The following is a 15,141-nucleotide window of genomic DNA, read 5'->3' on the forward strand; positions in this document are numbered from 1 at the left end:
AAACGCAAGAGGCGGAATTCTACGCGCCAGCAGCGGCACGCGCAAGTCCGCCCCTGCGCGGGACGCCAGCGCCGGCCGGCGCTTGGCATCGCGGCGACCCGGGGCGAAAATCGAATCCCCCACCGCTCCCAGGCCCCTCGCGATGACGGCTCCCCGCCTGCATACCCCGCTCGACCGCGCCCTGGTCGAAGCCCAGCGCGCGCTGGAGACGGTGTTCGGCAATCCGCCGGCGCAACGCCCCTACCCGGCCGCGGCCACCGCCGACGTGGTGCTCGCGCCGGACGAACGCCGCCACGCCGCCGGGCTGATGCGCATCAACCATGTCGGCGAAGTCTGCGCGCAGGGCCTGTACTTCGGCCAGGCCGCGGTCGCGCGCGACCCGGCGACCCGCGCGCACCTGCTGGAGGCGGCGCAGGAAGAGACCGATCACCTGGCCTGGTGCGCGGCGCGGCTGCGCGAACTGGACAGCCGCCCGAGCCTGTTCAATCCGGTCTGGTACGCCGGCAGCTACGCGATCGGCACCCTGGCCGGGCTGCGCGGCGACGGCTGGAACCTGGGCTTTGTGGTGGAGACCGAACGCCAGGTCGAGGCGCATCTGGACGAGCACCTGCAGACGCTGCCGCCGGCCGACCTGCGCAGCCGCGACGTGCTGAAGGTGATGAAGGCCGACGAGGCGCGCCATGCCGAGCATGCCGAACAGGCCGGCGCTCGGCGCTTGCCGGCGCCGATTCCAAGCCTGATGGCCGCCGCCTCGCGGCTGATGAAAGCGGTCGCCTACCGGCTCTGAGCACGGCGCGACAGGCATGCCGCGAACGGTCGTGCTGGCATTGCCGGCGCATTCGGGTTAAAGTGAACGAAAGCTGACTGATTCCACGTCGGCTTGCCCTGTTCCAGCGACCGGCGGTTCCATCCCGGCATCGCCTTCATCCGCTGCACCACTGCGCCGAGCCATGCCGCTTGCGCGCGCTTTACCGACCGACATGCCCGCACGCTCCACCCACATCGCTTCGCCACGGACCCGCTGGCTCTCGCGCCTGCTGTTCGCCAGCCTGTTCGCGCTCGGTGGCGGCGCGTTGCTGTACCACCTGCTCGGCGACTATCGCCACGCCAGCGCGATCCTGTCCGACCACTCGGTGGCCACGGTGCCGGTGATCGCCGACGGCGCCTTCGGCGTGCATGCCGAGCCGCTGGTGCATTACCGCTTCCACTATGTGTTCGAGAGCAAGGGCCGGCTGCACCGCGGCACGTTCGAGGCCAGCGGCGCCGAGGCCGCGCCGCTGCTGCTCGACGGCGCCACGGTGGAGATCGCCTACGCCAATGCCGACCCGTCGCGCTTCGGTCGCCTCGACCAGCTGCAGCACGCCGGCAACCTCGGCGGCGTGCTGACCCGCCTGGCGATCGCGCTGTCGATCGTCGCACTGCTGGCCGCCGCCGCGCACCAGGTACTGATCGGACGCGTGCTCGGCACGCGCCGCCGTCCCGCCGTGGCCTGAGCGCCGAGCGTTCGGACCAGGTGCGCCGGCACAGACGCCGCTGCGCCCACCCCAAGCGTTACGGCATGAGCTTGCTTCTCAGGCTGCGAACCCGGCAGCGCTCAGGACTGGACCAGCTTCAGGCCGATCACCCCGGCCACGATCAGGCCGATACAGGCCAGCCGCGCCGGCGAGGCGCTGTCGCCGAACAGCGCGATGCCCAGCGCCGCGGTGCCCAACGCGCCGATCCCGGTCCAGATCGCATACGCCGTGCCCAGCGGGATGTGCTTCAGCGCCTGGGTCAGCAGCCACAGGCTGATGCCGGCGCCGGCCAGCGTGCCCAGGGTCGGCCACAACCGGGTGAAGCCTTCGCTGTACTTGAGGCCGAGCGCGAAGCCGATTTCGAACAGGCCGGCGAGCAGCAGGTAGATCCATGGCATTGTCTGTCTCCGTAGACAAATAAAAACAAAAACGGCCCGATGTCTGCACATCGGGCCGCCGTCGGCAGGGGTCGCAGCGCAAACGCCGCGTGGCGGGCCGTCCCGCCGAATGTGACGTGCTACTCGGCCAGATTGCGACCGTGGAACAGTTCCTCGATCTCGCGCTTGAGCAGCGCCTCGATCCGCATGCGCTCCTTGAACGAGAGATTCTTGGCCTTTTCCTCGAACAGGTACTGGTCCAGGTCGAAGTCCTTCAGGTGCATCTTGGTGTGGAAGATGTTCTCCTGATAGACGTTGACGTCGAACATCTCGTAGCGCGCCTTGATGTTCTTGGCCAGGAAGTTCTGGATCGAATTGATCTTGTGGTCGATGTAGTGCTTCTTGCCCTTCACGTCGCGGGTGAAGCCACGGATACGGTAATCCATGATCACGATGTCCGATTCCAGCCGCTCGATCAGGTAATTGAGCGCCTTCAGCGGCGAGATCACTCCGCAGGTGGCGACGTCGATGTCGGCGCGAAAGGTAGCGATACCGTGCTGCGGATGGGTTTCCGGGTAGGTATGGACGGTGATGTGGCTCTTGTCCATGTGCGCGACCACTGCGTCGGAGATGATCTCCTTGCCGGCCAGCTTCTTGTCGATCACCGGCTCTTCGGAGATCAGGATGGTCACCGAGGCGCCCTGCGGATCGTAGTCCTGGCGCGCGATGTTGAGGATGTTGGCGCCGATGATCTCGGCCACATCGGTGAGGATCTCGGTCAGGCGGTCGGCGTCGTACTGCTCGTCGATGTACTCGATGTAGCGCTGGCGCTCCTCTTCGGAGACCGCGTAGCAGACGTCGTAGATGTTGAAGCTCAACGCCTTGGTGAGGTTGTTGAAACCTTGCAGCCTCAGGCGAGGCAACGGCTTGACCACGGGCGTGAATCCTCTAAAAGATGGATGGGGTAGAAAGGGCAGCAATTATGGGCCAAACGCGCCCGTAGCGAAACGTGGGGTCTGGCGCTCGTTTGCCGCAGACAACGCGTCCCGTTAAGCTTCGGGACTCACGTAGTAGCGAAGCCGCCATGAGTCCCGGAAACACCTCCACTGCAACACCTGTGCGCATCGCTCCAAGTCCTCTGACGTTGGACACCGCCACCATCGACCGCTTCCTGGCGCACAGCCATCGGCGTCGCTATCCGGCGCGGACCGACGTGTTCAGGCCCGGCGATCCGGCCGGCACCCTGTACTACGTCGTCAGCGGCTCGGTCAGCATCATCGCCGAGGAAGATGACGACCGCGAGCTGGTGCTGGGCTATTTCGGCAGCGGCGAGTTCGTCGGCGAGATGGGCCTGTTCATCGAATCGGACCAGCGCGAGGTGATCCTGCGCACCCGCACCCCGTGCGAACTGGCCGAGATCAGCTACGAACGCCTGCACCAGCTGTTCCTGGGCTCGCTGTCGGCGGATGCGCCGCGGGTGCTGTACGCGATCGGCGTGCAGCTGTCCAAGCGCCTGCTCGACACCTCGCGCAAGGCCAGCCGCCTGGCGTTTCTGGACGTCACCGACCGCATCGTGCGCACCCTGCACGACCTGGCGCAGGAACCGGAAGCGATGAGCCACCCGCAGGGCATGCAGCTGCGCGTGTCGCGGCAGGAGCTGGCGCGGCTGGTCGGCTGCTCGCGCGAGATGGCCGGGCGGGTGCTGAAGAAGCTGCAGGTGGATGGCATCCTGCACGCCCGTGGCAAGACCGTGGTGCTGTACGGCGCGCGCTGAGCGCAAGGCCGCGACCGCGCGCCGCGCTAGCGGCGGCGGTCCACCGCGATGGTTCTGAGCGAGACGTTCTATTGGTTCGTGCTGGTCGGCCTGGCGGCGCAGCTGGTCGATGGCGCGCTGGGCATGGCCTTCGGCCTGGTGTCCTCGTCCGTGCTGCTGAGCATGGGCCTGCCGCCGGCGGCCGTCAGCGCCAGCGTGCACAGCGCCGAAGTCTTCACCACCGGCGCCTCGGGCCTGTCGCATCTGGCGCTGGGCAATGTCGACAAGCGCCTGTTCCTACGCCTGGCGCTGCCGGGCATGGCCGGCGGCATCCTCGGCGCCTACGTGCTGACCCAACTGCCGGGCGATCTCATCCGCCCGCTCGTGCATCTGTATCTGCTCGGCCTGGCGGTGCTGATCCTGTTGCGCGCCGCCGGCCGCGCGCTGCCGCGGCAGCAGGTGCAGCGGGTGCCGCTGCTGGGCTTCGTCGCCGGCCTGCTCGACGCCAGCGGTGGCGGCGGCTGGGGGCCGGTGGCGACCTCGACCCTGCTGGCGCGCGGCGGCCAGGCGCGCACCACGATCGGCACGGTCAACGCCGCCGAATTCCTGGTGACGCTGTCGATCTCGCTGACCTTCCTGCTGACGATGGGCATCCAGCACCTGGACATCGTGCTCGGACTGCTGGTTGGCGGCATGCTGGCCGCGCCGCTGGCGGCGCTGCTGGTCAAGCGGGTGCGCGAACGCTGGGTGCTGGTGGCAGTGGGCCTGCTGGTGCTCGGGATCAGCCTGTACCAGATCGGCAGCACGCTGCATCGCTGGTGGGCTTAGGCCTGCCGACGCGCTCGTGCTGGGGATAAGCCCTAGTTCCGCGGCGCGGCCAATCCGGTCGCCGCGTCGCCGGCGCGGTCGCGGCACCCCCAGTTCAGGATCGGCGTGCCGGAGGGCAGTTCACGGCGGAAGCGGGCCACGGCCGAGGCCTTCGGATTGACCACCACCGGTACCGCGGCGGCCTGCAGCAGCGGCAGGTCGGCGGTGCTGTCGGAGTAGGCGGTGGCGATCTCGCCGTAGCCCAGCTCGCGCAGCATGCGCATCTTCTCTTCGTTGTGGCAGTGGCGGGTGGCGGTGACCGCGCCCAGCCGCGGGCCGATCAGGCTGCCGACCACCGGCACGTCCTGGTGGGCGACGAAGCCGAGGATGGCGCGCGCCAGTTCCGGCGGCGCACCGGTGGCGACCACCACCCGGTCGCCGGCGGCGCGGTGCCGGGCGAACACCTCCAGCGCGTGCGGCAGCAGGCGCTGGCGGATCCGCGCCTCGTGCTGCAGCACGTACTGGTCGATCACCCGGTTGAACTCGCGGGCGCGGTGCAGGCCGAAGCTGGCGATCCACACGTAGCCGGAAATGCCGGTGCGCCGGGTCGGCAGCATCGCCACCAGCGGCCCCAGCAGCGGCGTGGCCAGCAGCGCGGCGGCCAGGCGCACGGGATTGCGCCGGATCAGCCAGGCGAACAAATGGCTGCCCGAGTCGCCGTCGTACAGCGTGTGGTCGAAATCGAACACCACCAGCGGCGCATCGGCGCGCGGCGCGGGATAGGCCTCGCTCATGGTTCGAAGAACAGCTGGCGCAGCGCCTCGCCGGGTTCCTCGGCGCGCATGAAGGCTTCGCCGACCAGGAACGCGTGCACGCCGGCCGCGCGCATCGTCGCCACGTCGGCCGGGCCGAGGATGCCGCTCTCGGTGACCAGCAGGCGATCGCGCGGCACCGCGTCCTGCATTGTCAGCGTGGTCTGCAGCGACACCTCGAAGGTGCGCAGGTTGCGGTTGTTGATGCCGATCAGCGGCACCGGCACCTGGATCGCGCGTTCCAGCTCGTCGATGTCGTGCACTTCGACCAGCACGTCCATGCCCAGCTGCAGCGCCAGCGCCGACAGTTCGGCCAGCTGCAGATCGTCCAGCGCGGAGACGATCAGCAGGATGCAGTCGGCGCCGAGCACGCGCGCCTCGTACACCTGGTACGGGTCGATGATGAAGTCCTTGCGCAGCACCGGCAGCGTGCACGCCTCGCGCGCCTGCTGCAGGTAGCGGTCGTGGCCCTGGAAGAAGTCCTCGTCGGTCAGCACCGACAGGCAGGCGGCGCCGCCGAATTCGTAGCTGACCGCGATGTCGGCCGGATGGAAGTCGGCGCGGATCACGCCCTTGGACGGGCTGGCCTTCTTGACCTCGGCGATCACCGCCGGATCGCCGGCGGCGATCGCGGCCTGCAGCGCACGCGCGAAACCGCGTACCGGCGGCGCCGTCTCGGCGCGCGCCATCAGCTCGGACAGCGGCACGCGCGCGCTGCGCGCGGCGATCTCTTCGGCCTTGCGGGCGAGAATGGTGCGGAGGATGTCGCTGCTCATAGGGCTTGGATCCTGGGGGACGGGCATTATCGGTCAAGACGGTGAAGGCCGGGGTCATGCGGCCGGATTGGGGATTCGGGATGCGGTCAGCAGCATGAGCGTCGGTTTTTGGGGGCCGGCAAGCGCGAGCGGACAGCTGCCGCGCGCATCTATGTGCCCCTCCCGCGCCGGTTCGGTTGTGGCGCCGCTTGCTGCCGTGGCACCGCGGCGACAGCCGCGCCGCATTCGCGGCCAATCGCCACGTGCGGCGGGGGCCTGCGGCGTCAGTCCCTGGCCTCGCCCGCGCCGGACTCCTCCTGACCGGACAATTCGAAGTACAGCACCTCGGACCAGTTGGTGAGTCCCAGTGGCCGCTCGGTGGCGCCGGTGCGCGTGCTGTCGCAGTCGTCGTCGAAGCGCAGGCCATGGAACACATCCAGCGGCGGCGCCCCCTCTTCGACCGCCAAGCGGCGCAGCAGGCGCGCCGCCTCGTCGGTGTCGGCCGGCAAGGCCTCGAAGGCGGCGCCGACGGCGCGACAGCGTTCGATCTCCTCCTCGACGCATGCGCGCAGGTCCGCTTCTCCCATCGCCGACATCATGTCCAGTTCGACGGTCTCCAGCAGCAGGAACGCATCGCGGTTCTCCTCCAGGAAAGCGATCGTTTCGTCCAGCCAGCCCGGCAAGTGCTCGACCGTCGCCGGCGCCTGCACTGGCGCCTCGACCGGTGCCGGCGCCGGCGCCGGTGCAGAGAGCATCCGCGTGAGACGCCCCAGCAAGGACGCCGGTGGTGGCGCGGCGATCGGCGCCGGAGCGGGCGGCGCGGCAGGCGCAGCCGTCGCGATCGCCTTCACGATCCCGGCGAAACGCCGGACCCGCTCCAGGCCCGGCGCGAACGGACTGCTGATCGCATGCAGGCGCGGAGGCTGGTCTTCGTCTTCGTTTTCTTCTTCGCCCTCGTCGGCTTCCTGAGCGCCAGCCTCGAGCGCATCTTCGCCTTCGTTCTCGTCGTCGTCCTCGTCGTCATCCAGGCCTTCCGCCACCAGCGAGGCGCACAGCTGGGGATCGGCCGACATCAGCAGCCGGTACACGAACGGCACGTCGTACGCCCACTCCGAGAGGCTGGAAATGGTCTCGGGCCGGTCGTAGTACGACGTCGGCCGGTTGCCGAGGCTGTAGAGATAGGATCGGTTGGCCATGCAAATCCTCGTGTCGTGTTGCGCCGCCGATGCGCAGCGGAAGGCAGCTTAGCGCGCCGGCCAACGCAGCGGCCCTGCGCAATCGCCCTGCCCTCGCATCGCTACCGGCACATTTGCTCACCCGCGTGACGCGCGAACGACATGGCGATGCGCGCCAAGCCTGCATTGCCGACGGCATGGATGGACGCGGCGGCGACGCGGGAGCGCCGATCGCCTTGCCGATCCGACGCGTTCAGCCGGCAGCGGGCGCTACGTCCTGCAGATCCACCAGGCGCCGCGTATACGCCACATACGCGTCCAGCTTGGCGCGGGCGCGACCGTCGGCGATCGCCGCGCGCGCCAACCCGATGCCGGCGCCGATATCGGCCGCCACGCCGGCCACGTACAGCGCCGCGCCGGCGTTGAAGGCGACGATGTCCAGCGCCGGACCGGGCACGTTGTCGAGCACGCTCAGCAGCATCGCCATCGATTCGGCGGCATCGGCGACCTTGAGGTTGCGGCTGGCCGACATGGCGATGCCGAAATCCTCCGGATGCACTTCGTACTCGCGCACTTCGCCATCGCGCAGTTCGCCGACCAGGGTGCCTGCGCCGAGCGAGAGTTCGTCCATGCCGTCGCGGCCCCACACCACCAGCGCGCGCTCGGCGCCCAGTTCGTGCAGCACGCGCGCCTGGATGCCGACCAGGTCGGGATGGAACACGCCCATCAGGATGTTCGGCGAACCGGCAGGATTGGTCAGCGGTCCGAGGATGTTGAAGATGGTGCGCACGCCCATCTCGCGCCGCACCGGCGCCACCACCTTCATCGCAGGGTGGTGCACCGGCGCGTACATGAAGCCAATACCGGTGGCGTCCAGGGCCTGCGCCACCTGCTCGGGTTGCAACTCGATCGCCGCGCCCAGCGCTTCCAGCGCGTCGGCGCTGCCGGACTTGGAGGACACGCTGCGGTTGCCGTGCTTGGCCACCTTGGCCCCGGCCGCGGCGGCCACGAACATCGCGCAGGTGGAGATGTTGAAGGTATGCGAGCCGTCGCCGCCGGTGCCGACGATATCGACCATATGGGTGCGGTCGGCGACCTCGACGGTGCGCGAGAACTCGCGCATCACCGCGGCCGCGCCGGCGATCTCGCCGATCGTCTCCTTTTTCACCCGCAGCCCGGTGAGGATCGCCGCGGTCATCATCGGCGACACTTCGCCGCGCATGATCTGCCGCATCAGCCCGACCATCTCGTCGTGGAAGATCTCGCGGTGCTCGATGGTGCGTTGCAGGGCTTGCTGCGGGGTCAGCGTCATTGCGGTTCCTGGACGTTCAAAGACTGGCGTGCTCGAGGATTTCCTGGCCCATCAGCACGCAGTCGCCGTCGCGCATCGGGTAGTAGAGCAGGCGCATGCGGTACTCGCCCTTGTAGATGGAGCCCCACACCTGCAGCACCTCGAAGCGCTGCTTGGGGTTGGCCGGATTGACGATGGACGGCAATCGCTCGACTTCCTCGCCGACCTCGGCGCGCTCGTCGTTGCCGGAATGGAAGGCGAGCAGCTTGGCGGCCTGCTTCAGCGCCTCCGCAGCGCACTGCGGCGCGGCCGGCTTGGCGGCGGCAGGCGCCGCGAAACACGGAGCGCAGGTCAGCAATGCGATCGCCGCAAGCACCAGACGTAAAGGCAGACGCATACTCATCGCTCCAAAAAGTTCTTGAGCAAGGCGTGGCCGTGCTCGGTAAGGATGGACTCGGGATGGAACTGCACGCCCTCGACCGGGAACTGGCGGTGACGCAGGCCCATGATCTCTTCCATGGTGCCGTCTTCGTTTTCGGTCCAGGCGGTCACTTCCAGGCAGTCCGGCAGCGTGCTCTTCTCCACCACCAGCGAGTGGTAGCGGGTGGCCTCGTAGCGGTCCGGCAGGCCGGCGAACACGCCGCGGCCTTCGTGGCGGATGCGCGAGGTCTTGCCGTGCATGATGGTGCCGGCGCGAACCACCTCGCCACCGTAGGCCTGGCCGATGCTCTGGTGGCCCAGGCACACGCCCAGGATCGGCGTGCGCTGGCCGAGCCGCTCGATCAGCTGCAGCGACACGCCGGCCTCGTTCGGCGTGCACGGGCCGGGCGAGATCACGATGCGCTCCGGCGCCAGCCGCTCGATCTCGTCCACGCTGAGCGCGTCGTTGCGCACCACCTTGACCTCGGCGCCGAGCGCCTGCAGGTACTGCACGAGGTTGTAGGTGAAGCTGTCGTAGTTGTCGAGCATCAGCAGCATGGCGAAGGACTCATTGCGCGATCAGGAAGACCGCATAGACGTTTTCGGAAAGGGTGAGGCTGCCGGCTTCGAGGGATTCGGCCACGCGATCGGCGGCGCGCGGTTCTGCGAAGTGGAATCCCGGTCCAGCAACTCCACTCACCAATTGCAGAGTGGCCGGTTCCGACGGCCAGCGGCCGGCCTGGATGCCGTAGGCGAAGTTCGGCGCCACTTCCGAGATGGTGTACAGGCCGCCCAAGCGCACGCCATAGGCCTTGGCCAGCGCCTGCGCCGACGTGCGGGTCTGCTCGGCCGCCTGGCGCTTGAGCTCAGCGCGCAACGCAGTCTCGCCGCTGTAGTGAGGCGTGACACCCGACACCTGCAGTTCTTCGCTGGTGCTGAGCTTGCCGAGCAAGCCGCGGAGGTCGTCCAACGAACTGAAGTCGGCGGACAAGGTGCGTTGCACGCGCGTGCCGCTGAAGACTTGCTTGTTGTCTTCGTAGCGCTGCTCTGGCTGGATCGACAGCGTCGTCGCCTGCACGCTGTCGGCTAGCGCATGCTGCTGCTTGAATGCGGCCAGCATGCTTGCCGCATTGGCCTGCACGCGCTTGCGCGCCGCACCCGGGTCGGCATCCACTGCGCTCAAGGTGATCTTGAGCCCGAAGCGATCCGGCAGGACTTCGCGCTGCGCCTCGCCCTTGACCAGCAGGTGCGGCTGCGACGGCAGGCTGTTGACCTGCGCGCTGGCGAACGCCGGCACTGCCAGCAACACAGCAATGACCCAGCGACCGAGCGTGTTCGTGTTCATCCTTGCTCTCCTTGGCGAATGTCAGCCGGCCGCGCGTTGCGCGCCGGGGTACGAAAGCGCGGCGAAATCGCGACACAGCGCGTCGACCGCATCGGTCTGCGTGGCCCACGAGGTTACGAAACGGATCACCCAGCGGCCGTCGGCCAGCACCTGCCAGCGCTCGAAGTCGTAGCGCTGCGCCAGCGCCTCGACGGCGTCGGCCGGCAGTGCCACGAACAGCTGGTTGGTCGGCGAGTCCGACGCGAACTGCGCGCCGGCCGCGGCCAGGCCCTCGCGCAGGCGCGCGGCCATGCGGTTGGCGTGCGCGGCCAGTTCGTAGAACAGGCCATCCTCGAACAGCGCGGCGAATTGCGCGCCCAGTACCATGCCCTTGGCCAGCAGCGCGCCGCGCTGCTTGAGCAGGTAGCGGAAATCGGCCTGCAACGCCGGGTTGACGATCACCAGCGCTTCGCCGAGCAGCGCACCGTTCTTGGTGCCGCCGATGTAGAACGCGTCGGTCAGCGCGGCGACATCGGCCAGGCGCAGGTCGTTGCCCTCGGCGGTCAACGCGCTGCCGATGCGCGCGCCGTCCAGGAACAGCCACAACCCGTGCGCATCGCAGAACGCGCGCAAGGCCTGCAGTTCATGCTTGCGATAAACGGTGCCGAACTCGGTGGTGTTGGACACGTACACCAATCGCGGCTGCACCATGTGCTCGTTGCTGTGCTCGGCCAGCAGCGGCGCGATCAGCTCGGGACTGAGCCGGCCATCGGCCGCGTTCACGGTCAACACCTTGTGCCCGGTGGCCTCGATCGCGCCGGTCTCGTGGGTGGCGATATGCCCGCAGGCGGCGGCGATCACCGCCTGGTGCGGGCGCAGGAAGGCGCCGATCGCGGCCAGGTTGGTCTGGGTGCCGCCGACCAGCAGGTGCACCTCGGCATGGTCGCAGGCGCATTCGCGGCGGATCAGTTGCGCGGCGCGTTCGCTGTGCCGGTCCAGGCCGTAGCCGCCGTTCTGCTCGGCGCTGGCCGCGGCCAATGCGGCAAGCAGGCGCGGATGCGCACCTTCGCTGTAATCGTTGCGGAAGGCGATCCGCGCGGTCGGTGCGGACACGCTCACAGCCCCTTCGCCGCCTCGGCTACCGCGCGGAACAGCGCGCGGCCCTTGTTCATGGTCTCGTCCCATTCCTTCTGCGGATCGGAGTCGTAGACGATGCCGGCGCCGGCCTGCACGTGCAGGCGGCCGTGCTTGATCACCGCGGTGCGGATCGCGATGGCGGTATCGGCGTCGCCGTGCCAGCCGAGGTAGCCGATGCTGCCTGCATAGACGTTGCGCTTGATCGGCTCCAGCTCGCGGATCACTTCCAGCGCGCGGATCTTCGGCGCGCCGCTGACGGTGCCGGCCGGGAACGTGGCGCGCAGCACGTCGGCGTAGCTGAGCCCGGGCAGCAGCGTGCCGGTGACTTCGCTGACGATGTGCATGACGTGGCTGTAGCGCTCGATCACGAAGCGCTCGCCGACCGCGACGGTGCCGGCCTGCGACACGCGGCCGGCGTCGTTGCGGCCCAGGTCGATCAGCATCAGGTGCTCGGCGCGCTCCTTCGGATCGGCCAGCAGTTCCGCTTCCAGCGCCAGGTCCTCTTCCACGGTCTTGCCGCGCGGGCGGGTGCCGGCGATCGGGCGCACGGTGACCTGGCCCGCTTCCAGCCGCACCAGGATCTCCGGCGAGGAGCCGACCACCTGGGTGTCGCCGACGTCGAGGAAATACATGTACGGCGACGGGTTCAGCGCGCGCAGCGCGCGGTACACGTCCACCGGGCGGGCGCTGAACGGCACGCTCAGGCGCTGGCTCAGCACCACCTGGAAGATGTCGCCGGCGCGGATGTATTCCTTCGATTTCTCCACCGCGGCGATGAAGCCGTCGCGGGTGAAACCGGACACGAAGTCGCTTTCGTCGAGCACGTCGCGCGCCAGCGGCACCGGGTAGCCGGCGCCGGGCTGGCGCAGCGTGGCGGTCAGCGCGTCCAGCCGCGTCTGCGCCCGGTCCCAGGCGTCGGCGTCGCGCGGATCGGCGTGCACGATCAGGTACAGGCGGCCCTTGAGGTTGTCGAAGACCGCGACCTCGTCGGACAGCATCAGCAGGATGTCGGGCGTGTCGAGCTCGTTGCGCTTGTCGCCGCTGTCCAGGCGCGGCTCGATGTAGCCGATGCATTCGAAACCGAACCAGCCGACCAGGCCGCCGGTGAAGCCGGGCACGCCGTCGAGCTTAGGCACCGAATGCGCCGAGCGCAGCGCCTCGACCTCGGCGAACGGATCGGCGACCTCGCGGCGCTCGATCAGCTCGCCGTGATCGCGCACTTCCAGCGTATGCCCGCTGAAGGTGTACACGCGCCGCACCGGCAGGCCGATGATCGAGTAGCGGCCGAAGCGTTCGCCGCCCTCGACCGATTCGAACAGGTAGGTATGCGGGGCGTCGGCGAGCTTGAGATAGACCGACAGCGGCGTGTCCAGATCGGACAGCACTTCGCGGACGACGGGGATGCGGGTGTGGCCTTCAGCGGCGTAGCGCTGGAACAGCTCGCGGGTGATCAAGACGACTTTCCTTCCGGGACTCGGTGGCGGGGCGGACGACGGCTACAGGCCACCATCGCCACGCACGGCGAGCGGAAGTGAAGGAACGCTGGGTCGTCAGGCTGGACACGGCGGCTACTTTACCGCAACTGCGGCGACTGGCAACGGTTGCAGAAGGGACCATCGGCGCTGCGATGCATGGGTTGTTGCAGCCTGGAAAGCGCCAGGACTGCCTGGGCTGGATGCAGTCGGGACTGAAGTCCCTCCCACAGTGCACCCAGCCGGCGCGCCGCAAGTCCCATTGTGGGAGCGACTTCAGTCGCGACGCGGCATTTCCTCCGGCAAGTGATAGCCGCGCCGCTACCCCCCGGCCGCGTAGCAATCCAGAATCGGCCGGCAGGTGCAGAAGCGACTATCGGCGCTGCGCTGCAGGCTATCTATTGCGCACCCTGCAAAGCGGCAGGCCTGCCTGGGTTGGATGCAGTCGGGACTGAAGTCCCTCCCTCAATGCACCCAGCCGCCGCGCCGCAAGTTCCATTGTGGGAGCGACTTCAGTCGCGACGCGGCAACCCTTGAGACCAGCGACTCGCGCGCCGCTACCCCACCCGGCCGCGCAGCAACGCCGAATCGGCCGGCAGGTGCATGCGCAGGCGGCCGGCAACGCAATCGATGCGGAAGTGCCGCGAGGTCTCCGGTTCGCCGTCCAGGTTCAAGGTCAGCGGCATCGACGCCTCGATCCGCACCCACGGCAGCTGCGCGCGCACCGCGACCCGCTCCAGCGCGGCCTGCTTGCCGGAGGTGACCAGCGTGCCCAGGGTCGCGGCGACTTCGCCGCTCATCTCCGGGACGATGGTCAGGTCGAGCAGGCCGTCGTCGAGCAACGCGTCCGGGCACAGCGCCTGACCGCCGCCGGCCTGGCGCCCGTTGCCCAGGCCCAGCGCGATGAATTCGCCCTCCCAGGCGAAATCCGGCCCTTCGAACCGCGCCTGGATCGGATCGATCTGGCCCAGCTTGCCCATGCCGGTGATCAGGTAGGCCAGGCCGCCGAGCATCTTCTTCAGACCCTCGTCGGTTTCTACCGTGACCTGGGTGCCGAAGCCGCCACTGGCGACGTTGGCGCACCAGTGCGGCCCGTGCTCGGCCTCGATGCGCAGCAGGTCGATGGCCACCGCCGGCGCCTGCGCGACCAGCTCCAGCGCCGCCAGCGCGGTGTCGGGAATGCCGGCGGCGGTGGCGAAATCGTTGGCCGTGCCCAACGGCACCAGGCCCAGCGCCGGCAGCGCCGCGGCATCGGCGTCGTGGTGCGCAAGCGCGCTGGCCACCTCGCTCAAGGTGCCGTCGCCGCCGGCGGCGACGATGCAGTCGGCACCGTCGGCCACCGCTTCGGCCACGTAGCGTTCGGCGTCGCCTTCCTCCCAGGTCACCCGCACCTGCAGCTGGATGCCGCGCGCGCGCAGCGCGGACACGGCGGCGCGCAGCGGCTCGTCGCCCGCCGACTTGCCATTGAGGATCAGACGCCAGTGCGGTGCTGCCATGCGGACCTTCCCGAGATCAGGCCTGCAGCCTAGCCGCCGGCGGATGCGGAGATCGTGAATGCGCAACGTACCGGCGCGCGGGCCGTGGGCGCCACGGCAGGCATGCGCCACGACGCGCCATCGGCATTGGCCGACCAGCCGCAATTGGCTGCTGGCGCAGCGCCCGGCAAGCAGCGCGATGTCGACCACGCTGTCATACCTGCGTCACCGATCGCCCGGAACATGGAAGGCCATAGCAAGGACGACGGATGGAGGCAGGATCAGCCTCCGATTTCTCCCAGGGGCCGCACTGGCGACAGTGCGGTTCTTTCTTTTGCGCCGCCGCTCAGCCGGCCGCGAACCTGGCCAGCGCCTCGCCCTGCAGGCGGTACACGGTCCACTCGTCCTGCGCCTGCGCGCCAGCGGCTCGGTAGAAGTCGATCGCCGGCTGGTTCCAGTCCAGCACCGACCATTCGAAACGGCCGCAGCCCTCGGCCAGCGCCTGCCGGGCCAGATGCCGCAGCAAGGCCTTGCCGGCGCCGCTGCCGCGGTGTTCCGGTGCCACATACAGGTCTTCCAGGTACAGGCCGTTGCGGCCGAGCCAGGTCGAGTAGTTGTAGAAGTACACCGCATAGCCGATCGGCTGCGCGTCGGCCTCGCAGATCAGCGCATGCGCGGTGGCGCCGGGGCCGAACAGGCTGGCGCGCAGGCCGGCCTCGTCGGTCTGCACCGCGTCCTCGGCGCGCTCGTAGCGGGCCAGGTCGCGGATCAGGCGCAGGATCAGCGCGGCATCATCAGGGGTGGCCGGACGGATGTGCAGCGCGGCCAT

Annotated in this window: 17 protein-coding genes; 4 read left to right on the forward strand and 13 right to left on the reverse strand. The window is 68.9% G+C overall.

The window, feature by feature from the left end; genetic code table 11:
* Window positions 1-142 precede the first annotated feature (142 nt).
* Both coq7 and HEP74_RS19350 read left to right on the forward strand, forming a co-directional pair.
* The gene (coq7, locus tag HEP74_RS19345) at window positions 143-787 is read left to right on the forward strand and encodes a 2-polyprenyl-3-methyl-6-methoxy-1,4-benzoquinone monooxygenase (RefSeq protein ID WP_179569151.1); all 645 of its coding nucleotides are present in this window, start codon (window positions 143-145) and stop codon (window positions 785-787) included.
* Between the two features lie 193 nt (window positions 788-980).
* Window positions 981-1,493 carry a hypothetical protein gene (locus tag HEP74_RS19350; RefSeq protein ID WP_255423918.1) on the forward strand — a complete coding sequence of 171 codons (513 nt, stop codon included), beginning with the start codon at window positions 981-983 and terminating at the stop codon, window positions 1,491-1,493.
* A 101-nt stretch (window positions 1,494-1,594) separates the two neighbouring features.
* Here the strand turns inward: HEP74_RS19350 and HEP74_RS19355 are convergent, their stop codons facing one another.
* Window positions 1,595-1,912, reverse strand: a complete 318-nt coding sequence (locus HEP74_RS19355) for a DMT family transporter (protein WP_003470247.1) — start codon at window positions 1,910-1,912, stop codon at window positions 1,595-1,597.
* A 119-nt stretch (window positions 1,913-2,031) separates the two neighbouring features.
* On the reverse strand, window positions 2,032-2,826 hold the full coding sequence (speD, locus tag HEP74_RS19360) for an adenosylmethionine decarboxylase (protein WP_003476431.1): 795 nt from the start codon (window positions 2,824-2,826) through the stop codon (window positions 2,032-2,034).
* Between the two features lie 149 nt (window positions 2,827-2,975).
* Here speD and crp point away from each other — a divergent pair, with 149 nt between their 5' ends.
* The gene (crp, locus tag HEP74_RS19365; RefSeq protein ID WP_046979198.1) at window positions 2,976-3,665 is read left to right on the forward strand and encodes a cAMP-activated global transcriptional regulator CRP; all 690 of its coding nucleotides are present in this window, start codon (window positions 2,976-2,978) and stop codon (window positions 3,663-3,665) included.
* A 48-nt stretch (window positions 3,666-3,713) separates the two neighbouring features.
* Window positions 3,714-4,472, forward strand: a complete 759-nt coding sequence (locus HEP74_RS19370; protein WP_185814246.1) for a sulfite exporter TauE/SafE family protein — start codon at window positions 3,714-3,716, stop codon at window positions 4,470-4,472.
* A 32-nt stretch (window positions 4,473-4,504) separates the two neighbouring features.
* Here the strand turns inward: HEP74_RS19370 and HEP74_RS19375 are convergent, their stop codons facing one another.
* From HEP74_RS19375 to HEP74_RS19425, 11 genes are all read right to left on the reverse strand, one after another.
* Window positions 4,505-5,245, reverse strand: a complete 741-nt coding sequence (locus HEP74_RS19375; RefSeq protein WP_185814247.1) for a haloacid dehalogenase-like hydrolase — start codon at window positions 5,243-5,245, stop codon at window positions 4,505-4,507.
* The gene (gene trpC / locus HEP74_RS19380) at window positions 5,242-6,039 is read right to left on the reverse strand and encodes an indole-3-glycerol phosphate synthase TrpC (protein WP_185814248.1); all 798 of its coding nucleotides are present in this window, start codon (window positions 6,037-6,039) and stop codon (window positions 5,242-5,244) included. The genes HEP74_RS19375 and trpC overlap by 4 nt, the downstream gene beginning before the upstream one ends.
* A gap of 263 nt (window positions 6,040-6,302) precedes the next feature.
* Complete coding sequence (locus HEP74_RS19385) at window positions 6,303-7,214, reverse strand: DUF7822 domain-containing protein (protein ID WP_185816763.1); 912 nt, start codon at window positions 7,212-7,214, stop codon at window positions 6,303-6,305.
* A 232-nt stretch (window positions 7,215-7,446) separates the two neighbouring features.
* A complete protein-coding gene (gene trpD, locus HEP74_RS19390; protein WP_185814249.1) occupies window positions 7,447-8,505 on the reverse strand; it encodes an anthranilate phosphoribosyltransferase in 1,059 nt (352 codons plus the stop codon).
* 16 nt (window positions 8,506-8,521) lie between these two features.
* The gene (locus HEP74_RS19395) at window positions 8,522-8,881 is read right to left on the reverse strand and encodes a hypothetical protein (RefSeq protein ID WP_185814250.1); all 360 of its coding nucleotides are present in this window, start codon (window positions 8,879-8,881) and stop codon (window positions 8,522-8,524) included.
* 2 nt (window positions 8,882-8,883) lie between these two features.
* The gene (locus tag HEP74_RS19400; RefSeq protein ID WP_185814251.1) at window positions 8,884-9,462 is read right to left on the reverse strand and encodes an anthranilate synthase component II; all 579 of its coding nucleotides are present in this window, start codon (window positions 9,460-9,462) and stop codon (window positions 8,884-8,886) included.
* A 10-nt stretch (window positions 9,463-9,472) separates the two neighbouring features.
* On the reverse strand, window positions 9,473-10,249 hold the full coding sequence (locus HEP74_RS19405; protein WP_185814252.1) for an SIMPL domain-containing protein: 777 nt from the start codon (window positions 10,247-10,249) through the stop codon (window positions 9,473-9,475).
* Window positions 10,250-10,270: 21 nt separating this feature from the next.
* Window positions 10,271-11,341, reverse strand: a complete 1,071-nt coding sequence (locus HEP74_RS19410; RefSeq protein ID WP_185814253.1) for a threonine aldolase family protein — start codon at window positions 11,339-11,341, stop codon at window positions 10,271-10,273.
* A gap of 2 nt (window positions 11,342-11,343) precedes the next feature.
* Window positions 11,344-12,819 carry an anthranilate synthase component I gene (gene trpE / locus HEP74_RS19415; protein WP_185814254.1) on the reverse strand — a complete coding sequence of 492 codons (1,476 nt, stop codon included), beginning with the start codon at window positions 12,817-12,819 and terminating at the stop codon, window positions 11,344-11,346.
* A 575-nt stretch (window positions 12,820-13,394) separates the two neighbouring features.
* Complete coding sequence (gene yegS, locus HEP74_RS19420) at window positions 13,395-14,333, reverse strand: lipid kinase YegS (RefSeq protein WP_185814255.1); 939 nt, start codon at window positions 14,331-14,333, stop codon at window positions 13,395-13,397.
* Window positions 14,334-14,658: 325 nt separating this feature from the next.
* Window positions 14,659-15,141 (reverse strand): GNAT family N-acetyltransferase, encoded by a 483-nt coding sequence (locus HEP74_RS19425; protein WP_185814256.1) that lies wholly within the window; start codon window positions 15,139-15,141, stop codon window positions 14,659-14,661.

This window comes from Xanthomonas sp. SS (genome assembly GCF_014236835.1).
Lineage (GTDB): Bacteria > Pseudomonadota > Gammaproteobacteria > Xanthomonadales > Xanthomonadaceae > Xanthomonas_A.